The 24523-nt window shown below is 73.2% G+C and carries 20 protein-coding genes and 2 pseudogenes; 13 read left to right on the plus strand and 9 right to left on the minus strand.

Going from position 1 to position 24523, the window contains the following annotated elements; all coding sequences use genetic code 11:
* Nucleotides 1–83 precede the first annotated feature (83 nt).
* Entirely contained in the window at nucleotides 84–1184 is a 1101-nt protein-coding gene (locus tag KRR39_RS23505) for a citrate synthase 2 (protein ID WP_216939756.1), read from the minus strand.
* A 69-nt stretch (nucleotides 1185–1253) separates the two neighbouring features.
* Here KRR39_RS23505 and pdxH point away from each other — a divergent pair, with 69 nt between their 5' ends.
* From pdxH to KRR39_RS23545, 8 genes are all read left to right on the plus strand, one after another.
* The gene (gene pdxH / locus KRR39_RS23510) at nucleotides 1254–1925 is read left to right on the plus strand and encodes a pyridoxamine 5'-phosphate oxidase (protein WP_216939757.1); all 672 of its coding nucleotides are present in this window, start codon (nucleotides 1254–1256) and stop codon (nucleotides 1923–1925) included.
* Between the two features lie 47 nt (nucleotides 1926–1972).
* Entirely contained in the window at nucleotides 1973–2608 is a 636-nt protein-coding gene (locus tag KRR39_RS23515) for a TetR/AcrR family transcriptional regulator (protein ID WP_216939758.1), read from the plus strand.
* 1 nt (nucleotide 2609) lies between these two features.
* Nucleotides 2610–4343 carry an ABC transporter ATP-binding protein gene (locus tag KRR39_RS23520; protein ID WP_216939759.1) on the plus strand — a complete coding sequence of 578 codons (1734 nt, stop codon included), beginning with the start codon at nucleotides 2610–2612 and terminating at the stop codon, nucleotides 4341–4343.
* Nucleotides 4344–4384: 41 nt separating this feature from the next.
* Nucleotides 4385–6325: an ABC transporter ATP-binding protein gene (locus KRR39_RS23525; protein WP_436972068.1), complete on the plus strand. Its 1941-nt coding sequence runs from the start codon at nucleotides 4385–4387 to the stop codon at nucleotides 6323–6325.
* Between the two features lie 40 nt (nucleotides 6326–6365).
* Entirely contained in the window at nucleotides 6366–7580 is a 1215-nt protein-coding gene (locus KRR39_RS23530; protein WP_216939761.1) for a YncE family protein, read from the plus strand.
* Nucleotides 7577–8626: a Kelch repeat-containing protein gene (locus KRR39_RS23535; protein ID WP_216939762.1), complete on the plus strand. Its 1050-nt coding sequence runs from the start codon at nucleotides 7577–7579 to the stop codon at nucleotides 8624–8626. The genes KRR39_RS23530 and KRR39_RS23535 overlap by 4 nt, the downstream gene beginning before the upstream one ends.
* 327 nt (nucleotides 8627–8953) lie before the next feature.
* Complete coding sequence (locus KRR39_RS23540; RefSeq protein WP_216939763.1) at nucleotides 8954–10219, plus strand: MFS transporter; 1266 nt, start codon at nucleotides 8954–8956, stop codon at nucleotides 10217–10219.
* 102 nt (nucleotides 10220–10321) lie between these two features.
* Nucleotides 10322–11893 (plus strand): MDR family MFS transporter, encoded by a 1572-nt coding sequence (locus KRR39_RS23545; protein WP_254185385.1) that lies wholly within the window; start codon nucleotides 10322–10324, stop codon nucleotides 11891–11893.
* 85 nt (nucleotides 11894–11978) lie between these two features.
* Here KRR39_RS23545 and KRR39_RS23550 read toward each other — a convergent pair whose 3' ends face one another.
* The 3 genes from KRR39_RS23550 to KRR39_RS23560 are packed head-to-tail and all read right to left on the minus strand — an operon-like array spanning nucleotide 11979 to nucleotide 15702.
* Nucleotides 11979–13538, minus strand: a complete 1560-nt coding sequence (locus tag KRR39_RS23550; protein ID WP_367303696.1) for a glycoside hydrolase family 13 protein — start codon at nucleotides 13536–13538, stop codon at nucleotides 11979–11981.
* A 32-nt stretch (nucleotides 13539–13570) separates the two neighbouring features.
* Nucleotides 13571–14347, minus strand: coding sequence for a hotdog family protein (locus KRR39_RS23555; protein WP_216939764.1), 777 nt, complete (start codon nucleotides 14345–14347; stop codon nucleotides 13571–13573).
* Nucleotides 14344–15702, minus strand: coding sequence for a cryptochrome/photolyase family protein (locus tag KRR39_RS23560; RefSeq protein WP_254185386.1), 1359 nt, complete (start codon nucleotides 15700–15702; stop codon nucleotides 14344–14346). The genes KRR39_RS23555 and KRR39_RS23560 overlap by 4 nt, the downstream gene beginning before the upstream one ends.
* A gap of 61 nt (nucleotides 15703–15763) precedes the next feature.
* Here KRR39_RS23560 and KRR39_RS23565 point away from each other — a divergent pair.
* The 3 genes and pseudogenes from KRR39_RS23565 (at nucleotide 15764) to KRR39_RS26440 (ending at nucleotide 18225) form a co-directional block, all read left to right on the plus strand.
* Nucleotides 15764–16454: pseudogene (locus KRR39_RS23565) on the plus strand (iron-dependent transcriptional repressor DtxR).
* 66 nt (nucleotides 16455–16520) lie between these two features.
* Nucleotides 16521–16944, plus strand: a pseudogene (locus KRR39_RS26435) (ATP-binding cassette domain-containing protein); the annotation flags it as partial.
* A complete protein-coding gene (locus KRR39_RS26440) occupies nucleotides 16930–18225 on the plus strand; it encodes a DUF8746 domain-containing protein (protein WP_367303697.1) in 1296 nt (431 codons plus the stop codon). The pseudogene KRR39_RS26435 and the gene KRR39_RS26440, both read left to right, overlap by 15 nt.
* Before the next feature lie 16 nt (nucleotides 18226–18241).
* On the opposite strand, the gene KRR39_RS23575 is transcribed toward KRR39_RS26440, so the two are convergent.
* Both KRR39_RS23575 and KRR39_RS23580 read right to left on the minus strand, forming a co-directional pair.
* Entirely contained in the window at nucleotides 18242–19171 is a 930-nt protein-coding gene (locus tag KRR39_RS23575) for an endonuclease domain-containing protein (RefSeq protein WP_216939765.1), read from the minus strand.
* Between the two features lie 89 nt (nucleotides 19172–19260).
* A complete protein-coding gene (locus tag KRR39_RS23580) occupies nucleotides 19261–20139 on the minus strand; it encodes an NAD-dependent protein deacetylase (protein WP_216939766.1) in 879 nt (292 codons plus the stop codon).
* Between the two features lie 126 nt (nucleotides 20140–20265).
* On the opposite strand from KRR39_RS23580, the gene KRR39_RS23585 reads away from it, so the two are divergent.
* Together KRR39_RS23585 and KRR39_RS23590 are read left to right on the plus strand one after the other, a co-directional pair.
* The gene (locus tag KRR39_RS23585) at nucleotides 20266–20916 is read left to right on the plus strand and encodes a hypothetical protein (protein ID WP_216939767.1); all 651 of its coding nucleotides are present in this window, start codon (nucleotides 20266–20268) and stop codon (nucleotides 20914–20916) included.
* A 13-nt stretch (nucleotides 20917–20929) separates the two neighbouring features.
* Nucleotides 20930–21769 (plus strand): HAD-IIA family hydrolase, encoded by an 840-nt coding sequence (locus KRR39_RS23590; RefSeq protein ID WP_254185387.1) that lies wholly within the window; start codon nucleotides 20930–20932, stop codon nucleotides 21767–21769.
* Here KRR39_RS23590 and KRR39_RS23595 read toward each other — a convergent pair.
* The 3 genes from KRR39_RS23595 to KRR39_RS23605 are packed head-to-tail and all read right to left on the minus strand — an operon-like array spanning nucleotide 21766 to nucleotide 24508.
* Nucleotides 21766–22359 (minus strand): protein-L-isoaspartate O-methyltransferase family protein, encoded by a 594-nt coding sequence (locus KRR39_RS23595; protein WP_216939769.1) that lies wholly within the window; start codon nucleotides 22357–22359, stop codon nucleotides 21766–21768. The two genes, KRR39_RS23590 and KRR39_RS23595, sit on opposite strands and share 4 nt — an antisense overlap.
* A gap of 5 nt (nucleotides 22360–22364) precedes the next feature.
* The gene (locus tag KRR39_RS23600; protein WP_216939770.1) at nucleotides 22365–22631 is read right to left on the minus strand and encodes a DUF2277 domain-containing protein; all 267 of its coding nucleotides are present in this window, start codon (nucleotides 22629–22631) and stop codon (nucleotides 22365–22367) included.
* 5 nt (nucleotides 22632–22636) lie between these two features.
* Nucleotides 22637–24508, minus strand: coding sequence for a beta-propeller domain-containing protein (locus tag KRR39_RS23605; protein ID WP_216939771.1), 1872 nt, complete (start codon nucleotides 24506–24508; stop codon nucleotides 22637–22639).
* Nucleotides 24509–24523: the final 15 nt, after the last annotated feature.

The raw sequence follows: 24523 nt of genomic DNA on the forward strand, positions 1-24523 counted from the left end.
GACGCCGCTGCATTGCTGAACGAGCCCCGGGCATTCTGTCAGAAACCGCCCGGAAGTCCATTCCGGGCCCCGGGGCCCACCGGTCAGGCCCAGGCGCTCTGCCAGCCCTCGACCTCGTCGGCCTTGCGCGGCGCGGGCCCGGAGTACTTCGCGGACGGCCGGATCAGCCGGCCGGTGCGCTTCTGCTCCAGGATGTGCGCCGACCAGCCACCCGTGCGGGCGCAGGTGAACATCGAGGTGAACATGTGCGGCGGCACCTCGGCGAAGTCCAGGACGATGGCCGCCCAGAACTCCACGTTGGTCTCCAGGACGCGGTCCGGGCGGCGCGCCTTGAGCTCGGCCAGCGCCGCCTTCTCCAGGGCCTCGGCGACCGCGTAGCGCGGCGCGCCGAGCTCCTTCGCCGTGCGCCGCAGCACCCGGGCGCGCGGGTCCTCGGCGCGGTAGACGCGGTGCCCGAAGCCCATCAGCCGCTCACCCCTGTCGAGCAGGGCCTTGACGTAGGCCTCGGCGTCGCCGGTCTTCTCGACCTCCTCGAGCATGCCGAGCACGCGGGAGGGCGCGCCGCCGTGCAGCGGGCCGCTCATCGCGCCGATCGCGCCGGAGAAGGCGGCGGCCACGTCGGCACCGGTGGAGGTGATCACCCGGGAGGTGAAGGTGGAGGCGTTCATGCCGTGCTCGGCCGCCGAGCTCCAGTAGGCGTCGATGGCCGCGACGTGCTTGGGGTCGGCCTCGCCCTTCCAGCGGATCAGGAACCGCTCGGCGAGGGTGTGCCCGGCGTCCACGTCCTTCTGGGGGACGACCGGCTGGTGCAGGCCGCGGGCGGCCTGGGCGGCGTAGGACAGCACCATCACCGCGACCCGGCTCAGGTCGTCGCGGGCCTGCTGGTCGGTGATGTCGTAGGTCTGCCGGAAGCCGAACGCGGGCGCGAGCATCGCGATGGCCGCCTGCACGTCCACGCGCACCTCGCCGGTGTGCACCGGGATGTTGTAGGCCTCGGCCGGCGGCAGGCCGGGGGAGTAGGTGCCGTCGACGAGCAGGCCCCAGACGTTCTCGAAGGGCACGTGCCCGACGATGTCCTCGATGTCGACGCCGCGGTAGCGCAGCGCGGACCCTTCCTTGTCGGGCTCGGCGATCTCGGTCTCGAAGGCGACAACGCCCTCCAGGCCGTGGTGGACCTCGGTCATGACGACTCCTCTGTGGCTGTTCGACGCACCCCAAACGAGCTCATCATGCCGTATGGGTAGGTTCGCAGGATGAGCGAGCACCCCCAGACCCAGGACCTCGGTGCGCTGCGCCGCGAGTACGGCGACCGCGGGCTCGACACCCCGGACCTGGAGCCCGACCCGGTCGAGATGTTCCGGCGGTGGCTGGACGAGACCGTGGAGTCCGGGGTGCACGAGCCCAACGCGATGGTGGTCTCGACGGTGTCGGCCGAGGGCAGGCCCTCCTCGCGGATGGTGCTGCTGAAGGGGCTCGACACCCGGGGCTTCGTGTTCTACACGAACTACGAGTCCCGCAAGGGCGAGGAGATCGACGCCAACCCGCACGTCTCGCTGCTGTTCCCGTGGCAGGACCTGCAGCGCCAGGTCCGGGTCGAGGGCACCGCCTCGCGGGTCTCCCGGGAGGAGAGCGCCGCCTACTTCGCCGAGCGACCCCGGGAGTCGCAGCTCGGCGCCTGGGCGTCGCCGCAGTCCCGGGTGGTGGCCTCGCGCGCCGCGCTCGACGAGCGGTACGGCGGCGTGCTGGCGCAGTTCGCCGACGTGGACGACGTACCCCTCCCGCCGTCGTGGGGCGGGTTCCGGGTGGAGCCCGAGCTCGTGGAGTTCTGGCAGGGCCGCAAGGGCCGGATGCACGACCGGCTGCGCTACCGCCGCACGCACGGCGACCCGCACGCGCCCTGGACCGTGGAGCGGCTGGCCCCGTAGCCGGAAAACCGCTTGTGAGTGAGCACTCACTCACCTAGCATGTGGGGGTGACCTCCTCCCGCCGCACCGGCCGCGCCGCGCCGATGGCCCCCGACGACCGCCGCCGCGCGATCGTCGACGTCGTCGTGCCGCTGCTGCTCCAGCACGGCGGCGGGGTGACCACCAAGCAGATCGCCGAGGCCGCCGGCATCGCCGAGGGCACGATCTTCCGGGTCTTCCCCGACAAGGCCGCGCTGCTGATGGCGGCCGCGGCGGAGACCATGGACCCCGCCGCCGGGAAGGCCGAGCTGGCCGACGCCCTGGCGGGCGTCACCGACCTGCGGGAGCGGGTGCTGGTCGCCACCGAGCGGATGCACGCACGCTCGGAGCGGGTCGTCGCGGTGATGATGGCGCTGCGCGAGGTCTGGATGTCCCAGCCGCCCGGGTCGCACGAGCACCCGCCGGGGCCGCCGCAGTTCGTCCTCGACTCGCACCGGGCGCTGCTCGACCGGCTCACCGAGGTCTTCGAGCCGCACCGCGACGAGCTCACCGTCGAGCCCCGCAAGGCCGCGCTGCTGCTGCGCACCCTGGTGCTCGGCGTGCGGCACCCCGGCGCCGAGCCGGAGCAGATGCTCACCCCCTCCGAGATCACCGACGCCCTGCTCGGTGGAATCCGCACCCGACCCACCCGCCAGGAGGCCTGACGTGCTGATCCGGATCCTGAAGGAGTACCTCGCGGCGTACCGCAGGCCGCTCTCGCTCGTCGTGCTGCTGCAGTTCGTCGGCACCATGGCGGCGCTCTACCTGCCCAGCCTGAACGCGGACATCATCGACAGCGGCGTCGCGCGCGGCGACACCGGCTACATCGTGCGGACCGGCGCGACGATGTTGATGGTCTCGCTGGTGCAGATCCTGTGCAGCGGCGCCGCGGTGTACGTCGGGGCGCGCACCGCGATGGCGTTCGGCCGCGACCTGCGCGCCGGCCTGTTCCAGCGGGTCGGCACCTACAGCAGCCGCGAGGTCGCGCAGATCGGGGCGCCGTCGCTGATCACCCGCAACACCAACGACGTCCAGCAGGTGCAGATGCTGGTGCTGATGACCTGCACGATGATGGTCGCGGCGCCGATCATGATGGTCGGCGGCGTGCTGATGGCGATGCGCGAGGACCTCGGGCTGTCCTGGCTGCTCGCGGTCTGCGTCCCGATGCTGTTCCTGGCGGTCGGCTTCATCATCTCCCGGATGGTCCCGGGGTTCCGGCTGATGCAGACCCGCATCGACGGGGTGAACCGGATCCTCCGCGAGCAGATCACCGGCATCCGGGTGGTCCGGGCCTTCGTCCGCGAGCCCGTCGAGACCCGCCGCTTCGCCCGGGCCAACGACGACCTCACCGACGTCGCGGTGCGCACCGGCCGCTGGATGGCCACGATGTTCCCGACCGTGATGCTGATCCTGAACCTCTCCAGCGTCGCCGTGCTGTGGTTCGGCGGTCACCGGGTCGACTCGGGCCAGATGCAGATCGGTGCGCTGACGGCCTTCCTGGCCTACCTCGTGCAGATCCTGATGTCGGTGATGATGGCGACGTTCATGCTGATGATGGTGCCCCGCGCGTCGGTGTGCGCCGACCGCATCGCGGAGGTCCTCGACACCGAGTCGTCCGTCGTACCCCCGGAGGAGGCGGTCACCGAGCTCGACGGCAGCGGCCTGCTGGAGTTCCGCGGCGTGCAGTTCACCTACCCCGGGGCCGACGACCCGGTGCTGCGCGACCTCTCGTTCACCGCGCTGCCCGGGCAGACCACCGCGATCATCGGGTCCACCGGTTCCGGCAAGTCCACGCTGGTGAACCTGGTGCCGCGGCTGTTCGACGTCACCGCCGGCGAGGTGTACGTCGACGGGGTCGACGTACGCCGGGTGCAGCCGGACGCGCTGTGGAGCCGGATCGGGCTGGTCCCGCAGAAGGCGTTCCTGTTCTCCGGCACGGTCCGCAGCAACCTCACCTACGGCAAGCCGGACGCGACCGAGGAGGAGATCTGGCGGGCGCTCGAGATCGCCCAGGCGCGGGACTTCGTCGAGGCGATGACCGACACGCTCGACGCGCCGATCACCCAGGGCGGCACGAACGTCTCCGGCGGCCAGCGGCAACGGCTGGCGATCGCCCGCGCGCTGATCCGGCAGCCGGAGATCTACTTGTTCGACGACTCGTTCTCCGCGCTCGACCTGGCCACGGACGCACGGCTGCGGGCGGCCCTCGCGCCGGTCACCACCCGCGCCACGGTGCTGCTCGTCGCGCAGCGGGTCTCCACGATCATCGACGCCGACCAGATCCTGGTGCTCGAGGACGGCGAGGTCGTCGGCCGCGGCCGCCACGCCGAGCTCCTCGAGACCTGCGAGACCTACCGGGAGATCGTCGAGTCCCAGCTGACGGCGGAGGAGGCGGCATGAGCGGCACCAACGCCCCGGTGGCGAAGCCCACGACGGGAGCCATGAAGGAGACCGAGCGGATCCAGGCGCCCGGCGGACCCGGACGCGGCGGCCCGATGGGCGGCGGCCTGGTCGGCCAGAAGTCCATGGACTTCGGCCCGTCCGCCAAGCGGCTGGTGCGCCGGCTGCGGCCCGACCGGGCCAGCGCGCTCGCGGTGGTGCTGCTCGCCGTGGTCAGCGTCTCGCTCAGCGTCGTCGGCCCCCGGATCCTCGGCCACGCCACCGACCTGATCTTCTCCGGCCTGTTCGGCCGGCGGCTCGCGGGCACCACCAAGGCCGACGCGGTCGCCGGTCTGCGTGCGCAGGGCGACGACAAGCTCGCCGACATGCTGTCCCACATGGACGTCGTCCCCGGCCGGGGCGTCGACTTCACCGCGGTCGGGCACGTGCTGCTGATCGTCCTGGCCGTGTACGTCGCCTCCTCGCTGCTCGCCTGGCTGCAGGGCTTCGTGCTCAACGGCGTCGTGCAGAACACCGTGCGGCGGATGCGCGCCGACGTCGAGGACAAGATCAACCGGCTGCCGCTGAGCTACTTCGACAAGCAGCCCCGCGGCGAGCTGCTGTCGCGGGTCACCAACGACATCGACAACGTCAGCCAGACCCTGCAGCAGACGATGAGCCAGCTGCTGGTCTCGCTGCTGACGGTGGTCGGGGTGCTGGCGATGATGTTCTCGATCTCCCCGACGCTGGCGCTCGTCGCGCTGGTCACGGTGCCGGTCACGATGGTCGTCACCGGTCAGATCATGAAGCGCTCGCAGGGCATGTTCATCGCCCAGTGGCGACGGACGGGTCAGCTCAACGCGCACATCGAGGAGACGTTCACCGGGCACGCGCTGGTGAAGGTGTTCGGCCGCCAGCAGGAGGTCGAGCAGCGGTTCGCCGAGGAGAACGACGAGCTGTTCAAGGCCAGCTTCGGGGCCCAGTTCGTGTCCGGGCTGATCATGCCGATGATGATGTTCATCGGGAACGTCAACTACGTCGTCATCGCGGTGCTCGGCGGTCTCCGGGTCGCGAGCGGGTCGATGAGCCTGGGCGACGTACAGGCGTTCATCCAGTACTCCCGGCAGTTCACCCAGCCGCTCACCCAGGTCGCCTCGATGGTCAACCTGCTGCAGTCCGGCGTCGCGTCGGCCGAGCGGGTCTTCGAGCTGCTCGACGCGGTCGAGGAGCCCGAGGAGCTGGCCGAGCCGCTCACCGTCGGCGGGCGCGGCGAGGTGCGATTCGAGCACGTGTCGTTCCGCTACGAGGAGGACCGCCCCCTGATCGAGGACCTGTCCCTGGTGGCGACGCCCGGGCAGACGGTCGCGATCGTCGGGCCCACCGGCGCCGGCAAGACCACCCTGGTGAACCTGGTGATGCGGTTCTACGACGTGGACGCCGGCCGGATCACCCTGGACGGCGTGGACATCGCCACGATGCGCCGCGGCGACCTGCGCGGCCGCACCGGCATGGTGCTCCAGGACACCTGGCTCTTCGAGGGCACGATCCGCGACAACATCGCCTACGGCCGCCCCGACGCGACCGAGGAGGAGATCCTCGAGGCCGCCAGGGCGACGTTCGTGGACCGGTTCGTGCACAACCTGCCCGACGGCTACGACACGGTGGTCGACGAGGACGGCTCGAACATCAGCGCCGGCGAGCGGCAGCTGGTCACGATCGCCCGCGCGTTCCTGGCCGACCCGGCGCTGCTGATCCTCGACGAGGCGACCAGCTCGGTGGACACCCGCACCGAGCTGCTGGTGCAGCACGCGATGGCGGCGCTGCGCACCGACCGGACCTCGTTCGTGATCGCGCACCGGCTCTCCACGATCCGGGACGCGGACCTGATCCTGGTGATGGAGTCCGGCGCGATCGTGGAGCAGGGCACCCACGAGGAGCTGCTCGCGGCCGACGGCGCCTACGCAGCGCTCTACAACTCCCAGTTCAGCGACGCACTGGTGTAGGGGTCAGGTGCCGGACAGGTTCGTGGCCTAGGTTCGCAGGGTGCCTCCTCGTTCCCGTCCCCTCCGCGTGCTGGTGGGCTGCGTCGTCGTGGTCGCCGCGGCCGGCGGCTGCTCGGCCCACCGGGAGACGCCGGAGAGCCCGGCCTCGCCGCCGGCCGCCACGTCGGAGGGCACGCCGCCCGCGCGGGTCACCGGCGCCCCGCGGGTCGTGCCCGCGCCGTTCCGGGACCCGCTCCCGGGAATGCCGCCGGCCGTCCCGGGACGGGTCTACGCCCACGCGGGCGCCGGCCAGGTCGCGCCGCAGGCGGCCGGCGACCCGGCGTACCTCTACGTCCCCAACGCGTACGGCGCCCCCGTCACCACCGTCATCGACCAGCGGACCCGCACGATCGTGCGGGTGCTGCACACCGGTGAGCTCTCGCAGCACGTCACGCCCTCGTGGGACCTGCGCACCCTCTACGTCGAGGCGAGCGCGTCGAACCAGCTGGTGGCGATCGACCCGGCCACCGGGCGCATCGAGCGCCGGATCCCGCAGCGCCGTCCCTACAACCTCTACTTCACGCCCGACGGTCGGCACGGGATCGTGATGGACGAGGAGCACGACGACATCGCGTTCACCGACCCGCGCACGTTCCGGCGCGGCGCCGTGGTCCACGACGGCAGCTGCCGCGGCCCGAACCACGCGGACTTCTCGGCGGACGGGCGGTACTTCTTGGTGAGCTGCGAGTTCTCCGGCTCGCTGCTCAAGGTCTCGACGACCTCGCACCGGGTCACCGGACGGCTCGATCTCGGCCCGGGCAGCAAGCCGCAGGACGTCCGGCTCTCCCCGGACGGACGGGTGTTCTACGTCGCCGACATGGCCCGCGACCGGCTGCTGCGGATCGGCTGGCGGCACCTGCGGGTCGTCGGGGTCACCCACCTGCCGTCGATGCCGCACGGCATCTACCCGAGCCGGGACGGCCGGCACCTCTACGTCTCCGACCGGATGGCCGGCGAGGTGAGCGTCGTCTCGGTGGCCAGCCACCAGGTCGTGGACACCTGGAAGGCGCCGGGCAGCCACCCGGACATGGGCGGCGTCTCGGCGGACGGGCGCACCCTGTGGCTGTCCGGGCGCTACGACGGCCACGTCTACGGCTGGGACACCCGCACCGGCAAGCTGGTCGCGAAGATCGACGTCGGCGGCAACCCGCACGGCCTGCTGGTCTGGCCGCAGCCCGGCCGCTACTCCCTGGGCCACACCGGGAACCTCCGGTGAGGCGGGCCGTCCTCCCGGCCGCGGTGCTGCTGCTGGTCACCGGGTGCACGGCGGACGGCGGCTCCGCGACACCCGCCGCCCCGGCGCCGTCGGTCTCCGTGTCCACGGTCGCGCCCTCGGCGACCCCGAGCCCCCTGCACCTCCGGGTGCGCCGGACGCGCTGGCGGCTGCCGCAGCCGCTGGGCCGGGAGGCGGTCGTCGCGCAGGGTCCCGGCTCCCCGGTGGCGGTGGCCGGCGGCCTCCTCGCCGGGAACGCGTCGAGCTCCGCGTCGTACACCCTCGACCTGGCCGACGGTCACGTCACGACGCTTCCCCGGCTGCCCGTCGACGTCCACGACACGGCGGGGGTGCGTCTCGGCGGCCGCACCCTGGTGCTCGGTGGCGGCAACGCGAGCGAGCAGGCGGTGGTGCAGGACCGGCGCCGGGGCCGCTGGCGCGTCGTGGGGCGGCTGCCGGCCGCCCGCTCGGACCTCACCGCGGTGGTGGCGGGCGGCCGGGCGTACGTCGTCGGCGGGTACGACGGCGGCAGCCCCGCCCTCGCCGACGTGCTGACGTCCCGCGACGGCCGGTCGTGGCGGGTGGCCGCGCACCTCCCGCTGCCGGTGCGGTACGCCGCCACCGTGCTCGTCGGCGGCGCCGTGTGGGTGCTCGGCGGCGAGCGGAACGGCGCGATGGTCGACGCCGTGCAGCGCATCGACCTCGGCACCGGGCGGGCGGGGCTCGTCGGGCACCTGCCCCGGCCCCTCGGCCACGCCGCCGCCGTCGTGCTCCACGGCCGGGTGCTGCTCGCGGGCGGGCGCACCGGCCCGGACACCGTCACGGACCGGCTGTGGTGGTTCTCCCCGGCGTCCGGCCGGTTCCGGCGGGCCGGCCGGCTGCCGACCGGCCTGGCCGACGCGACGCCGGTGGCCGCGGACCCCGACACGGCGTACCTCGTCGGGGGGCGAGACCCCGGCCCTCACCGACCGCGTCGTCCGGCTCACCCTCCACTGACGCCGACCCGTCACTCGTGCAGCGACACGCGGGGCGTGTCGCTGCGCGAGTGACGGGTCGGCGGGAGACGCAAGCGACCCGTGGGCGGTGCGGAACGAGTTCCGCGTCTCCGGTCGGATGATGTCCGGAGCGCCCACGGGCCGGGTGACTGCTTGGTAGTGACCAGCGCGCACTGCTCAATCAGCGTGGCTGGTTGGTGCGCTGCTAGCGAGCAGCCACCTCACGAATCCGTAAAGAATGCACTTTCGGACCACCTCCTTCCTCGTGTGGCTCAACGGTACGTCCGGCCGCCGGGGCCAGACAAGGGGATTTCCCGCGGCTCCGAGACGAGCGGCGGACGTCGCCGCGCCCGCCGCCCGGGCACCTGACACAGTTGGTGCGTGCAGACAACGGGTGAGGACCGCCGGTCCTGGTGGCGGTCGGTCGTCACCGACATCCGTCCGCTGCAGGTCTCCGCGCCGTACCGCCGGCTGTTCTTCGGCAACACCATCGCCCAGCTCGGGCAGCAGATGTCCAACGTGGCCGTGGCGATCCAGGTCTACGCACTGACCCACTCGTCGTTCTACGTCGGCCTGGTCGGCGTGTTCGCGCTGGTGCCGCTGGTCGTGCTCGGCCTGTACGGCGGGTCCATCGCGGACGCCGTGGACCGCCGGCTGCTGGCCCTCGTCGCGAGCGCGGGGCTGTGGTCGGTCTCGATCGCCCTGCTGGTGCAGGCGTACGTCGGCAACACCTCGGTCTGGCTGCTCTACGGCTGCATCGCCGTGCAGTCGGGCTTCTACGCCGTGAACAACCCGGCCCGCAGCGCGATGGTGCCCCGGTTGCTCGACCGCGAGCTGATCTCCGCGGCCGCGGCGCTGAACATGGCGTCCGCCAACCTGGGCATGACCCTCGGGCCGATGCTCGGGGCGCTCGCCGTCGGGTGGGGCGGCTTCGCGGTGGCCTACGGCGTGGACGTGGTGACGTTCGCGGCGGCGTACTACGCGCTGCTCCGGATGCCGCGGATGCCGCCGCTGCACGACAGCCCGCGCGCCGGGCTGAAGTCGGTGCTGGACGGGCTGCGGTTCCTCCGGCGCTCGCCCAACCTGCGGATGACGTTCGTCCTCGACCTCTGCGCGATGGTGCTCGCCCAGCCCCGCGCGCTGTTCCCGGCGCTCGCCTACAAGGTGTACGGCGGCGGGGCCGGCGTGGTGGGCCTGCTGCAGGCGGCGCCGGCCGCCGGGGCGATCGTGGCGTTCCTGTTCTCGGGGTGGATCACCAAGGTGCGCCTGCAGGGGCTGGCGATCGTGATCGCGGTGCTGGTCTACGGGGCCGCCGTCGGCGGGGTCGGGCTCACCGACGTGCTGTGGATCGGGGTGGCGTTCCTGGCGGTGTCGGGGATGGCCGACATGATCAGCTCGGCCTACCGCAACACGGTGCTGCAGGTCGCCGCCCCGGACCACCTGCGCGGCCGGCTGCAGGGCGTGTTCATCGTCGTGGTGGCCGGCGGGCCGCGGGCCGGCGACTTCCTGGCCGGGTCGGTGGCGAGCCACACGGGGGAGCAGCTCGCGCTGGTGCTCGGCGGAGCCGCGTGCATCGTCGGCGTGCTCACCGCGAGCGCGCTGTCGCGGCGGTTCCTGGAGTACGACGCGCGGCACCCGACCCCCTGACCGTGCCGTGGGCGGGATCACGTCCGCATGCCGGAAAATAGATGGTTGCAGAACGCAAGCATTGGGTACGCTGAGCGGGAACCCGACAGAGATACCGAGGACATGACAGACACCGCTCAGACCACCGCCACCCCGGCCCCGCACGTCGAGGAGCCGATGTCGCACCGCGAGGTCCTCGAGGCCCTCTCCGGGCTGCTGCTCGCCCTGTTCGTGGCGATGCTGTCCTCGACGGTGGTGACCAACGCCCTGCCGCGCATCGTCACCGACCTCAACGGCAGCGAGTCCGGCTACACCTGGATCGTGGTGGCCACGCTGCTGACGATGACCGCCTCGACGCCGGTCTGGGGCAAGCTCGCCGACCTGTTCAACAAGAAGATGCTCGTGCAGACGGCGCTGGTGATCTACTCGATCGGCTCCCTGATCGCGGCGGTCGCTCCCAACATGGGCTCGCTGATCGCGGCCCGCGCCGTCCAGGGCCTCGGTGTCGGCGGCCTGACCGCGCTGGTCCAGGTCGTGATCGCCTCGATCGTGTCCCCGCGCGAGCGCGGGCGCTACTCCGGCTACATCGGTGCGGTCTTCGCGCTCGCCACGGTCAGCGGACCGCTCATCGGTGGCGTGATCGTCGACTCGCCGCTCGGCTGGCGCGGCTGCTTCTTCGTCGGCCTGCCGATCGCGGTGATCGCCTTCGGCGTGCTGCAGAAGACCCTGCACGTGCAGACCGTCAAGCGCGAGGTCAGCATCGACTGCCTCGGCGCCCTGCTGCTCACCGGCGGCGTCTCCACCCTGCTGATCTGGGTGTCGCTGGCCGGCCACGACTTCGACTGGGCCTCGGTGACCACCGGCTGGATGATCGCGCTCGGCGTGCTGCTGCTCGTCGCCGCGGTCGTCACCGAGATGAGGGCCAAGGAGCCGATCATCCCGCTGCGCCTGTTCCGCGACCGTACGACGAGCCTCGCCACGTTCGCGTCGGTGATGATCGGCATCGCGATGTTCGGGTCCACGGTCTACCTGTCGCAGTACTTCCAGATCGCCCACGGCATGACCCCGACGCACGCCGGCCTGATGACCATCGCGATGGTCGGCGGCCTGATGGTCTCCAGCCTGACCACCGGCCGGATCATCAGCCGGACCGGGGTGTGGAAGCGCTACCTCGTCGGCGGCATGGTCCTGGTGATCATCGGCCTCGGGCTGCTCTCCACCATCGGCGCGGACACCAGCCTGGTGCGGGTCGGCGTGTTCATGGCGGTCCTCGGCGTGGGCCTCGGCGCCACGATGCAGAACCTCGTGCTCGCGGTGCAGAACAACACCGCCCAGCGCGACATGGGCTCGGCCAGCTCCGTGGTCGCGTTCTTCCGCTCGATGGGCGGCTCGATCGGGGTCTCGGTGCTCGGTGCGGTGCTCAGCCACCAGGTCGCCGGCAGCGTCGCCACCGGTCTCGCCAAGCTCGGCGTCCAGCCGGACGCCGCGGGCAGCAGCAGCGCCATCCCGGACATGGCCACCCTGCCGGCGCCGGTGCGCGCGGTCTTCGAGACCGCCTTCGGCGACGCGACCGGCCGGCTGTTCCTGATCGCCGCGCCCTGCGCGCTGGTCGCGCTGATCGCGGTGCTGTTCATCCACGAGGTCCCGCTGCGCACCACGATCGAGCGCGAGGACGAGGCCGTCGAGACCGTCTGACCACACGCTGACCCGGCGCGTCTGGCGGAGAATTCTCCGCCAGACCCGCCGGGTCAGGCTGCTTTCCGGCGCCAGAGGCGCCGGGTCACGCTGAGCGGAACCAGGCGGCGGTGTCCGGGGCGATCCGGCCGTCGACCGGGTCGGGCCCGCTGCTGAGCAGCAGCTCGCCGGCCTCGGCGGGCAGCCGGGAGCGGCGCGACCCGCAGTTCACCACGCACACCAGGTCGCCGCGCCGGAACCCGAACGTGCCGGGTGGGGTGCCGAGCACCTCGACGGCGTCGGGCAGCCCCGCGCGGACCTCCCGGCGGAGCTTCAGCATCCGCCGGAAGAAGCTCAGCGTGGAGCCCTCGTCGCCCTCCTGCGCCTCGACGGTGAGCCCGGCCCAGTCCGCCGGCTGCGGGAGCCACGGCTGGCCCTGACCCGGGCCGAAGCCGTACGGCGCCTCGCTGCCCGACCAGGGCATCGGCACCCGGCAGCCGTCCCGGCCGACCGGGTCGCCGCCGCGGTGGAAGGACGGGTCCTGGCGCAGCTCCGGCGGGACGTCGACCTGCTCGAGGCCGAGCTCCTCACCCTGGTAGACGTAGGCCGAGCCGGGCAGCGCCATCATCGTCAGCGCGGCGGCCCTGGCCCGGGCCCGACCCGCCTCGCCGCCGCCGTACCGGGTGGTCTCGCGCACCACGTCGTGGTTGGAGAGCACCCAGGTGGGGGAGCCGCCGACCAGGCCGACGGAGTCGAAGGTGTCGACGACGACCTTCTTGAACGCGGAGGCCGACCACCTCGCCTCGAGCCAGGTGAAGTTGAAGGTCTGCTGGAGCTCGTCCTCGCGGATGTAGCGCGCCATCGCCTCCGGGGTGCCGGCGCAGGCCTCGGCGACCGCCATCCGCTCGCCGTCGTAGGAGTCCAGGACGGTGCGCCAGTGCCGGTAGACCTCGTGCACCTCGGGCTGGTCCCACATCGGGTGCGGCAGCCGGTGGTGCCGCTCGCGGGGCATCAGGTCGGGGTGCTTGTAGAGCCCGTGCGCTGCGTCCACCCGGAAGCCGTCGACGCCGCGGTCCAGCCAGAACCGCAGGATCGCATCGAACTCGTCGTGGACCTCGCGGCTCCACCAGTTGAGGTCGGGCTGGCTGACGTCGAACAGGTGGAGGTACCACTGGCCGTCCTCGACGCGGGTCCACGCGGGACCGCCGAAGATCGAGACCCAGTTGTTCGGCGGCCTGGCGCCGTCGCGGCCGGTGCCGTCGCGGAACACGTAGCGCTCGCGGACCGGGTCGCCCGGCGCGGCGGCGAGCGCGGCCTGGAACCACGGGTGCTCGGTCGAGGAGTGGTTGGGCACCACGTCGACGATCACCCGGATGTCGAGGTCGTGGGCGGTCTTGAGCATCAGGTCGAAGTCCGCGAGCGTGCCGAACAGCGGGTCGACGTCGCGGTAGTCCGCGACGTCGTAGCCGTGGTCGTGCTGCGGGGAGGGGTAGAACGGGGTGATCCAGACCGAGTCCACGCCGAGGTCGGCGAGGTACGGCAGCCGCTGGGCGATGCCGGCCATGTCGCCGACGCCGTCGCCGTCCCCGTCGGCGAAGCTGCGGACGTAGATCTGGTAGCAGACGGAGTGCTGCCACCACGGGCTCGGGGTCGAGTTGATTTGCACGTTCCAATTGCAGGGCAGACAGGGGAATCGTGTCAAACGGGACCGCGCGCCCCGGTCTCGTTGAACACCGACGGGTCGACCTGGATCCAGGTGTGCCGTGCGGTGGCCACGACCCGGCCGTCGGCGTCGTACAGGGTGCTGGCGGTGAACGACTTGCGGCCCTCGGTCGACAGGTGCCGGCCGACCACCACGTGCGGCTCGCCCACGACCGGGAACGCGTCGACCCGGGCGGTCATCCGGCCCAGCACGCACGGTCGGCCCTCGAGGTCCTCCGACCAGCCGCCGACGCAGTCCAGCGCCGCCCAGGTCGTGCCGGAGCCGCAGCGCTCCACGCCGTCGACCAGGTCGCCGGACTCGGCGTCCTCGGCGTGCGGGACCCAGAGCGAGGCGACGTACCCGCGGTCCCCGGTCGCGCCGCCCACCGGGCCGGGGAAGATCCGCAGGCCGTCGCCCTCGGCGCGGTCCGGCCCGCACGCGAAGCAGGTCGGGAAGGGGTGGTTGCCCAGGCCGGGGTAGCCGAGCATCGCGGCCGCGGCGACGTCGGGTGCGACCTCGTCGACCGCGTCCAGCTCCAGGTCGACGACCCGGGCGGTGGCGACCGGGCCGGTCGCGTCGGCCAGCGTGGTGACGCCGTCGTCGGTCGCGACGGTCATCGCGGTCTCCAGCGGCGGCGGCCGGCGCAGCGTCACCTCGACCGTGCGGCCCCGGTGGCCGGGCACGCGCTCGGCCAGGGCGCCGGAGACGAAGCCGCCGTTGCCGGAGCGGGCGGGCCCGTTGAACCGGGCGGGGACCAGCAGGGTCTGGTTCACGAGCGGATCCTCTCGTAGCGGGCGAGCGCCTCGAGACGTTCGGCGGAGTGGTCCACGATCGGCTCGGGGTAGCCGTCCGGCACCCCGTCCGGGGACGCCGACGGCTGGTGCACGTGCTTGGCCGGCACGTCCGCGAGCTCGGGCACCCAGCGGCGCACGTAGCGGCCGTCCGGGTCGAACTTCGCGCCCTGGGTGGTCGGGTTGAACACCCGGAAGTACGGCGCCGCGTCGGTGCCGCAGCCGGCCACCCACTGCCAGCCGTGCATGTTCGAGGCCACGTCGCCGTCGACCAGCCACTGCATGAAGTGCCGCGCGCCGTGCTGCCACTCGACGTGCAGGTCCTTGACCAGGAAGCTCGCGACGATCATCCGGACCCGGTTGTGCATCCAGCCGGTGGCCCGCAGCTGCCGCATCCCGGCGTCCACGATCGGGAAGCCGGTGCGGCCCTCCCGCCAGGCGTCGAACGGCTCGCCCGGCTCGTCGTACGGCATCGCCCCGAACTCGGGGCGGAGGTACTCCCGCGCGCTGTCCGGCCGCTGGAAGAGCACGTCGGCGTAGAACTCCCGGAAGGCGAGCTCGCGGCGGTAGGCGGTGGCGCCCGCACCGGTGCGCCCGCGAAGGTCGGCGAGCATCGTGCGCGGGTGGATCTCGCCCCACTTCAGGTGCCGCGACATCCGGCTCGTGGTGTCCAGGTCGGGGCGGTCCCGCTCGTCGTCGTAGTCGGCCAGGTGCTCCTCGACGTACGCCGCCCACCTCTTGCGGGCGACCGCCTCGCCGGCCTCGGGGAGCTCCAGCCCGGGGGGCAGCTCCGGGTCGGGGATGTCGGCGGTCTCGTCGAGCGCCAGCCAGGTCGCGCCGGTCGGGGCGTCCACCGGGTCGCGCCAGCCGTGCTCCATCCAGCCCTTGGAGAAAGGCGTGTAGACCTTGTAGGGGTTGCCGGACTGGTTGCGGACCCGGTCCGGCGCCACGGCGTACGGCGAGCCGGTGCGGACCAGCTCGATGCCTGCGTCGGCGAGCGCCTGCTCGACCTCGAGGTCGCGGGCGTGCCCGTAGGGCGCGTAGTCGGCCGCCACGTGCACCCGGCTCGCGCCGACCTGCCGGGCGGCCAGGACGACCTGGCGCACCGGGTTCCCGCGTACGACGGACAGGGACGCCCGGCGCTGGCGGAGCGACGCGTCGAGCGCCCGCAGCGACGCGCCGAGGTAGGCCCGGCGGGTCACACCGGCCGGCCCCCACAGGGCCGGGTCCAGCACGAACAGCGGCAGCACGCCGTCGCTGTCGCAGGCGTCGAGGAGCGCGGGGTTGTCGGCGAGGCGGAGGTCCCGGCGGAACCACATCACGGCTGTCGTGGGCACGACGCCCACTCTGCCAGGGCGCGGAAACCGCGGCCGACCCCCGATGAGACAGAATGGTGCGGTGAGCGACCTGATCGACACCACCGAGATGTACCTCCGGACCATCTACGAGCTGGTCGAGGAGGACATCGTGCCGCTGCGCGCCCGGATCGCCGAGCGGCTGCACCAGAGCGGTCCGACGGTGAGCCAGACGGTCGCGCGGATGGAGCGCGACGGCCTGCTGGTCGTCCAGGGGGGACCGGCACCTCGAGCTCACCGAGGAGGGTCTGCGGCTCGCCGTACGCGTGATGCGCAAGCACCGGCTCGCCGAGCGGCTGCTCACCGACGTGATCGGCCTGGAGTGGGAGCACGTGCACGCCGAGGCCTGCCGCTGGGAGCACGTGATGTCCGAGACCGTCGAGCGCCGGCTCGTCGCGCTGCTCGACCACCCGACCGAGTCGCCCTACGGCAACCCGATCCCCGGACTCGCCGAGCTCGGCGAGCCGGCCCCGACCGCCGCCTCGACCGCCGAGGCGGAGCCCCTCGACACGGTCGCCAAGGGCCCGGAGGAGATCCGGGTGCTGGTCCGCCGCATCGGCGAGGAGATGCAGAAGGACGAGCTGGTGATGGCGGCGCTGCGCCGGGTCGGCGCGATGCCGGACAAGGTCGTGGTGGTGGCCGCCGGCGCCGAGGGCGTGCTGATCGGCAGCGGCGGCGAGACCGCCGAGATCGACCCCGAGCTCGCCGCGCACCTGTTCGTGCACCGCCTCTGACCTGCAGCGCGGCCGGTCGGGCTCGTTGAGGCCCCTCCCGCGCCACGGGTCTGCTTGGATGGCCGGATGCGCGAGGGACACCGGATCGACGTCGTCGGCCTGACCAAGCGGTTCGGCGCGGTCACCGCGCTCGACGACCTGACGTTCTCGGTGCAGCCCGGGGTGGTGACCGGGTTCCTGGGCCCCAACGGGGCCGGCAAGACCACCACGCTGCGCTGCCTGCTCGGCCTGGTCGCGCCGACGTCGGGGTCCGCGACGGTCGACGGGCGGCGCTACCGCGACCTGGAGCGGCCGCTGGCCACCGTCGGCGCGGCGCTCGAGGCCGCCGACTTCCACCCCGGCCGCACCGCCCGCGCGCACCTGCAGGTGATCGCCCTCGCCTCCGGCGTCCCGCGGGGGCGCGTGGACCAGCTGCTCGGCCTGGTCGGCCTCGAGGAGTTCGCCGACCCGTCGGGTCGGCGGCTACTCCCTCGGCATGCGGCAGCGGCTCGGCCTCGCCCAGGCGCTCCTCGGCGACCCGCCGGTGCTGATCCTCGACGAGCCCGCCAACGGCCTCGACCCGGCCGGCATCGCCTGGCTCCGGCAGTTCCTGCGCTCGCTGGCCGCCGACGGGCGCACCGTGCTGGTCTCCAGCCACGTGCTCTCCGAGGTCGAGCAGACCGTCGACGACATCGTGGTGATCGCCCGCGGCCGGCTGGTGCGGCAGGGGACCCTGGCGTCCCTGGAGGCCGGCCCCGCCGCCGTGCTCCTGCGCACGCCCACGCCCGAGCTGCTGGCCGACGCGCTCGCGCCGTACGCCGTGACGACCGTGGGGGACCGGCTCCGCGTCGAGGGCTGCTCGACGGACGAGGTCGGCCACCTGGCGCACGTGCACGGCGTCGAGCTGCACGAGCTGGCGGCGGAGGCGAGCGACCTGGAGAAGGTGTTCCTCGACCTGACGCGCGACGAGGGGGGCGGCGTGACCACCGCACTGGTGCGCTCGGAGCTGCGCAAGATCACTTCGACCCGGCTGTGGTGGGGGCTGCTGGTCGGGGCGGTCGTCTACACGGTGATCCAGGCCGCCGCGAACGCCGCGCTGGCCGGCAGCGACCCCGGGGCGGGGCAGCCCGCCACCGCCGCGCTGGACACCGCCGAGGCGATTCGGACGATCTACGCGAGCTCCCCGTTCCAGGGCAGCTACATCTTCGCGATGATCCTCGGCATCACCGGGATGACGGGGGAGTACCGCTACCAGACGATCACCCCGACCTTCCTCGCGACACCGCGCCGGGCCCGCGTGGTGCTCGGCAAGATGGCCGCGCACCTGGTGGTGGGCGTCGGCTACGGCGTCGTCTGTGTGCTGTTCGCGCTGCTCGTCGGCGGCGTGGTGATCGCGATCCGGGGCTACCCGCTCGGGTACGGCGCCGACCGGCTGTGGTCCTCGGTCCTGCTGGCGGTGCTCGCCGTCGGTCTCTGGACGATGCTCGGGATCGGCATCGGCACGCTGATCCGCAACCAGGTCGCGGCGGTGCTGGTCGCGGTCTTCGTGACGTTCCTGGTCGAGCCGCTGGCCACCTTCGTCCTCGCCGCCAACGACCTGGATGCGATCGTGGAAGTGGCTGCCGACCAACGCCTCGACGGCGCTGACGTCCCCGGGGAGCACGTTCGTGGAGTACCTCCCCTGGTGGGCCGGCGGCCTGGTCCTGCTCGGCTACGCGGCGGTCCTGGCCGGGGTGGGCGTCCGGCTGTCGGTGCGCCGCGACATCACCTGAGCCGAGTTGTCAGGCGGTGAGTCGGCTGGAGCCGACTCACCGCCTGACAACTCGGAGGGAGGGGACGCCCACGGCGACCAGGTCGGCCGCCAATCGCCGTTGGTGGTACCTCGCCTCGGTGGCGGTGCAGCGGAGCACGGTGCGTCCCGAGGCGACGATGCCCCGCTCGCGGGACAGGTCGGCCTCCCAGTGCTCCACCCGGGCGTGGTGGCTGCCGTCGACCTCGAGCACGACGATCCGGCCGTCCGCCAGCTCCCACTCGCAGTCGAGGTAGCGCCGGCGACCGGTCCGGTCCGGCCGGACCCGCTGCCGCTGCGGCGGGCGCAGGTCGAAGCGCCGGCACATCGCGGCGACGTCGATCTCGCCGAGCGCCTCGGCGCCGCCGGCGATGTCGTCGACCGCCAGCCGCATCGCCTGCTTGTGGCGCACCCGGCCGACCGACTGCAGCGCGGCGTCCAGGTCGCGCGCGCTGCACAGCCGCTGCTGTACGACGGCCGCGAGCACGCCGCAGGCGTAGCGGGGGAACGGCTGCCACGCGCCCGCGTCGACGGCCGACCGGGCTGCCGGCAGCCGGGGGACGCCGGGCGCGACCACGACGTCGGCGGGCGCGAACCGGCGCGACTCGTGCACCTTCACGCCGGGGAAGCGGTGGTAGCGGGCGCCGCGCGGGACGACGACGTGGATCAGCCGGGGCTCCTCGCCGAAGAAGGTGAACCCCCGGACCTCCAGGGCGCTGAAGCCGGCCAGCGCGGCCGGACCCCGGTGGTCGAGCACCGCGATCCACCGCCACTGGGCCCGGGTCGGGACGCTGTTGTGCGTGACGACGCAGCGGTCGCCGTACCTCGTCCAGCGGCGGGCGTCGACGTGCGCCCTGACGCCGTGCGCGGTGACCCCGGCGGCGACCAGCTGGGGCAGGGTCGCGACGCCGTCCTGCTGGGACAGCAGCCGCGCGAGCCGTGACGTCATCGCCCCAGCCTGACCTGGCGGGGTCCAGGGGAGACGGGGAAACCGGAGAGGTGTGGAAAACCCCGACCCCCGCCCGAGTTGTCAGGCGCTCACTCGGCCGGAGCCGATCCACCGCCTGACAACTCGGAGGGGGCGGTGGTGGCGAGGGTGGTGAGGAACTCCGTGGTGCCTGCTTCCACCTTCTCGATCTTCAGCTCGTCGGCTCTGGTGGCTCCTCGGTTCACGACCACGACGGGCACGCCCTGCTTGGTGGCGCGGCGCACGAAGCGGAAGCCGGACATCACCGTCAGCGAGGAGCCGAGCACCAGCAGCAGGTCCGCGTCGGGGTCGAGCGCGTCCACGGCGGCGTAGCACCGCTCGACCCGCGGCTTGGGGACGTTCTCCCCGAAGAACACCACGTCGGGCTTGAGCACCCCGCCGCAGGCCGCGCAGCCGGGGACCACGAAGCCGGCGGTGTCGTCGAGGTCGACGTCGCCGTCGGGGCGGACCTCGACGTCGGCGTGCCGCTCGCCCCAGCCGGGGTTCAGCTCGCCGAGCCGCCGGTGCAGCGCGGCCCGGCTGCTCTGCGCGCGGCAGTCCAGGCAGACGACGTCGGCGATCCGGCCGTGCAGCGCGCACACCGCGCGGGAGCCGGCCGCCTCGTGCAGGCCGTCGACGTTCTGGGTGATCAGCAGCCGCTGGCGCCCGGCGGCCTCCAGGGCGGCGAGCGCGCGGTGCCCGGCGTTCGGGGTCGCGCGCCGCATCCGCGACCAGCCGAGGTGCGAGCGGGCCCAGTAGCGCTGCTGCGCGCCGGGGCCCGAGACGAACTCCGAGAACGTCATCGGCATCCGGGCCGGCGAGCTCGGCCCTCGGTAGTCGGGGATCCCGGAGTCGGTGCTCATCCCGGCGCCGGTCAGCGCCACGAACGGCCGGGCGGCGACCAGCTCGAGGGCGGTGGCGACGGGGGTCGGGGCGGGCGTGAGCGTCATCGCAGCCAGGGTACGACCCAGCCGGGTGGTGCCCCTCTAGTCACAACCGCGCGCCACCGGGGCGAACCGGGTGGTTTCGGGCGGGGGGAACTCCCGCGGCCGGCTCGCACGGCCTAAAGTTCGCCCATGCGTTCCGACTGGGTCCCGTTGTCCGCCAGCGCCCTGGTGATCGGCGCGATGGCGCTGGTGTTCGGCTCGCTGCTGAACCCAGCTGACGCCGGCGCGAGCTCCGCGGAGACGCTCCGCGTGGTCAACGAGGACAGCGCCCGCTGGGTGGCGATGTCGGTGATGTTCGTGCTCGCCTCGCTCGGCCTCACCCTCGGCCTGCCGTCGGTGCTGATCCTGTTCCAGCGGCGCGCTCGCAAGCTGGGCCTCACGGCGCTGGCGGTCTTCACGATCGGCACGATCGGGACCGCCGGGTACGCCATGCTGATGGTGTTCTTCCGGGCCATCGTCGTGGCCGGGGCCCTGCGCGCCGGCGCGCTCGAGGAGGTCACCCACGAGCCCGGTCTCACGGTGTTCCTGAACGGCTGGATCGTCGGCTTCTACGGCGGCATCGCGCTGCTCGCCGTCGCCCTGTACGTCGCCCGCTCGGTGCCGCGGTGGGTGCCCGCGCTGCTCGCCCTGTTCGTGGCGCTGCTGCCGTTCTCCACCCACCTCGGACGGGTCGGCAGCGCGATCCAGGTGATGGCCCTCGCGGTCGCCTTCACCGGCATGGCGATGGCCGCCGTGACCGGCGAGCACCAGCGGGAGCTCTCCGACGCGCCCGCGTTCTGAGACCATGGGCGGCATGACGAGCCGCCTGCAGCCGCCCAAGCGCACGGTCCGAGCCTGGCTCTCCGACATGGACGGCGTGCTCGTCCACGAGGAGGAGCCGATCCCCGGCGCCGCGGACTTCATCGCACGGCTCACCGGGACCGGCCGGCCGTTCCTGCTGCTGACCAACAACTCCATCTACACCCCGCGCGACCTCCAGGCCCGGCTGCACCGGTCCGGGATCGACGTACCGGAGGACGCGATCTGGACCAGCGCGCTGGCCACCGCGCAGTTCCTCGACAACCAGCGCCCCGGCGGCTCGGCCTACGTGATCGGGGAGGCCGGGCTGACCACCGCGATGCACGAGATCGGCTACGTGCTGTCCGAGCGCGAGCCGGAGTACGTCGTCCTGGGCGAGACCCGGACCTACTCGTTCGAGGCGATCACCACCGCGATCCGGCTGATCGAGAAGGGTGCGCGGTTCATCGCCACCAACCCGGACGTGTCCGGGCCGAGCATCCACGGCCCGATCCCGGCGACCGGGTCGGTGGCCGCGCTGATCACCAAGGCGACCGGCGTCGAGCCGTACTTCGTCGGCAAGCCGAACCCGCTGATGATGCGGTCGGCGCTGAACCGCATCGACGCGCACTCCGAGACAACCGTGATGGTGGGTGACCGGATGGACACCGACGTGATCTCCGGGCTGGAGGCCGGCCTGCGCACGATCCTGGTGCTCACCGGGTCGACGAAGGCGGACCAGATCGAGCGGTTCCCCTACCGGCCCACCCACGTGGTCGACTCGGTGGCCGACCTCGTGGACCTCGTGGACGAGTGGAACGACGAGTCGCAGGAGGTCGTGGACTTCGCCCCCTAGGGCGGGTCGGTGACGAGCGGCACGAAGGAGTACGCCCCGTGCTCCACCAGGCGGGTCCGGCGGGCGTCCCGTCGGAGCTCGACGAGCGTGCCGGCCACGGGCACGACCAGGACCGCGTCGTCCGGGGCGAGCTGGGCCACCAGCCCGGCGGGCAGCTCGGGCGCCGCCGCGGAGACCAGCACACGGTCGAACGGCGCCTGCTCCGGGCAGCCCAGGACCCCGGGCTGCGCCTGCTCGACCCGGGCGTGGGTCAGCCGGAACGGCCGCAGGTTCGCCCGGCCCTGCTCCACCAGCTCCGGGACCAGCTCGACCCCGACGACCTCACCGCCGGGTCCCACCAGGGCGGCCAGCAGCGCCGTGGTCCAGGCCGACCCGCTGCCGACGTCGAGCACCCGCTGGCCGGTCCGGACGTCGAGGAGCGCGAGCATCCGGCGCACGGTCCGCGGCTGGCTGTTGGTCTGCCCGTGGCCGATCAGCAGCGGCCGGTCGAGGCGGGCGAAGCGTCGCTGGGAGGCGGGCAGGAAGGCCTCGCGGGGCGCAGCCGCGAACGCCGCGTCGAGTGCGCGGCGCGGGGTCCGTCCCGGCGCCACGTCCCTCAGGCGTAGCGGACGGCGGCCCGGGCGCGGGCCTTGGCGGCCTCGACGTCACGGTCCTTCGGCGGCGCCGAGGTGGTGAGCTCCTCGAGCAGCCGGCGGGTGGTCTCGGCGACCTCGAGCACGGCCCGGTCGAACGCGTCCTGGTTGGCCTGCGACGGCTTCGCCGTCCCGCTGACCTTGCGGACGTACTGCAGCGCCGCGGCGTGCACCTCGTCCCGGGTCGCCGGCGGCTCGAAGTTGTGCAGGGTCCTGATGTTGCGGCACATGCCTCTCACCGTACGTCGACCACGCGGACCACGTCACCGACCAGGGCGACCCGGCCTCCGCCCAGGGGCAGCGTGCGGGCGTCCTCGCCGCCGTACCCGCGGCTCACCCAGGAGCCGGTCTCGGTCAGCGAGCCGTCGGCCCCGACGCGCAGGGCCACGAACCGGGCCCCGCCGCGCGCCCAGTCCTGCACCGGCGTGACCAGCACCCGCACGTCGGGCAGGTAGCTGAACGCCCGCGGGTCGACGCCGGCGCTGACGTCCGTCGACGGCCCGAAGCCCAGGGTGTCCCGGCGGCGCACCGCGGACAGGTCGCGCAGGTCGAACGTCGCGGCCTGCGCGCCGAGGTCGGCGCCGTCCGCGCTCCCGTCGTGCCCGACGCCGACGAGCAGGTCGCCGCCGACCGGGTGCAGGTAGGAGGAGAAGCCCGGGATCCTCAGCTCGCCCACGACCCGCGGCCGGTCCGGGTCGGCGAGGTCCACGGTGTAGAGCGGGTCCGTCTCGCGGAACGTCACCACGATCGCCAGGTCGCCGAACCAGCGCACCGACCGGATCGACTCGCCGCGGCCCAGGCCGTCGACGCGACCGGTCTCCACCAGCCGCCCGTCCCGCTCGGTCAGCACCAGCACGCCGTTGTCGGCCGGGCCCTGGTCGCGGGGGAACTCCGCGGCGACGCGCAGCCGGCCGTCGTGCTCGCTGAACGACCAGCGGTCCTCGACGGTGCCGTGGAACGACCCCGACCCGGTGTACGTCGTCCCGCCACCGTCGAGGGCGAAGGCGTGCACCTCGGTCGTCGCGACGCGGGGGAGCGGGGCGTCGCCGGTGGTCAGCACCGGGCCGCCGGAGGTCGTCGCGACGTACAGCCTGGTCGCGGAGGAGTACACCAGGTCGCCGGCCGCCGTCACCGCCGTCGCCGTCGTCCGGCCGGGCTCGTCGAAGGGGAAGGTCAGCACGCTGATCGTGCCGAATCCCGAAGCCTGCAAGGGATGTCGCACCTCCGAGCAGGCAAGCAGCGGGTGCTCGGCGCCACCGTCCGAGCGGACCCCGGGCAGCCAGTCGTCGATGCCGGTGGCGCGCACGATCTCCCGGTTGCGCCGGGTCGCCTCGGCGGGGGTGCGGTCCCGGTTGGGCTGCACGAAGTCCAGCGGCGGGAAGTCGGTGGTCACCACGACCCGCACCGTGCCGTCGGCGTACTCCCGGGTGGACAGCGCACCGCCGTCCACCACCTGCTGGTCGGTCACGGTCGGCGCCGCGGGGTCGGCGAGGTCGAAGGAGATGACGTGGGCGCGGGTGTCGCCGGGCCGGCCCGGCAGGAACGTCCGGTCGATCGCGGCGCCCTCCGGCCAGCCCACGCCGGGGCCGGGCTCGTCGCCGACGACGACCACGTGGTCGTCGTGGAGCAGCAGCTCGGGCCGGACCAGCGCCGGTCCGGGCAGCCGGGTCCGGGACAGCTCGACGGGTGCGGCGCCGGACACGTCGGTGACCACCAGGGAGCGGTCGGCGAGGCGGACCACCAGGGACCCGTCGGTCTTCGCGACGTCCGACTCGTCGACGTCGGCCTCCTGGGTGTTCGTGCCGGTGCCGCTGCTGCCGACGGCCCCCGCGGCGTCCAGCGAGGCCGACGAACCGGAGCGCTCGGCGAACATCGGGACGACCGGGCCGCCCCCGAAGCCGTAGGGCCCGACCAGCGGGACCGCCCGGTCGACGTACCACTGGCGGAGCTGGGCGCAGTCGTCGAACGCCGGCAGCTCGCCGGCCACCGCCGCGGGGCCGACGAGGTCCGCGCCGCGGCCGAGCAGCCCGGTGGTCAGCAGCGCGCAGGCCGCCGCGCCCACCGTCACCCCGGCCGCGAAGCCGCCCAGACCTCGTCGTGCACCCATCGCCGTCCCCGATCT

Origin of the sequence: Nocardioides panacis (assembly GCF_019039255.1) — a bacterium.
Taxonomy (GTDB): Bacteria; Actinomycetota; Actinomycetes; order Propionibacteriales; family Nocardioidaceae; genus Nocardioides_B; species Nocardioides_B panacis.

Coding starts and splice junctions, on each gene's coding strand:
- KRR39_RS23505 (WP_216939756.1), bottom strand. CDS start 1,184: ATGACCGAGGTCCACCACGGCCTGGAGGGCGTTGTCGCCTTCGAGACC.
- pdxH (WP_216939757.1), top strand. CDS start 1,254: ATGAGCGAGCACCCCCAGACCCAGGACCTCGGTGCGCTGCGCCGCGAG.
- KRR39_RS23525 (WP_436972068.1), top strand. CDS start 4,385: ATGAAGGAGACCGAGCGGATCCAGGCGCCCGGCGGACCCGGACGCGGC.
- KRR39_RS23545 (WP_254185385.1), top strand. CDS start 10,322: ATGACAGACACCGCTCAGACCACCGCCACCCCGGCCCCGCACGTCGAG.
- KRR39_RS26440 (WP_367303697.1), top strand. CDS start 16,930: ATGCGGCAGCGGCTCGGCCTCGCCCAGGCGCTCCTCGGCGACCCGCCG.
- KRR39_RS23575 (WP_216939765.1), bottom strand. CDS start 19,171: ATGACGTCACGGCTCGCGCGGCTGCTGTCCCAGCAGGACGGCGTCGCG.
- KRR39_RS23580 (WP_216939766.1), bottom strand. CDS start 20,139: ATGACGCTCACGCCCGCCCCGACCCCCGTCGCCACCGCCCTCGAGCTG.
- KRR39_RS23585 (WP_216939767.1), top strand. CDS start 20,266: ATGCGTTCCGACTGGGTCCCGTTGTCCGCCAGCGCCCTGGTGATCGGC.
- KRR39_RS23590 (WP_254185387.1), top strand. CDS start 20,930: ATGACGAGCCGCCTGCAGCCGCCCAAGCGCACGGTCCGAGCCTGGCTC.
- KRR39_RS23600 (WP_216939770.1), bottom strand. CDS start 22,631: ATGTGCCGCAACATCAGGACCCTGCACAACTTCGAGCCGCCGGCGACC.
- KRR39_RS23605 (WP_216939771.1), bottom strand. CDS start 24,508: ATGGGTGCACGACGAGGTCTGGGCGGCTTCGCGGCCGGGGTGACGGTG.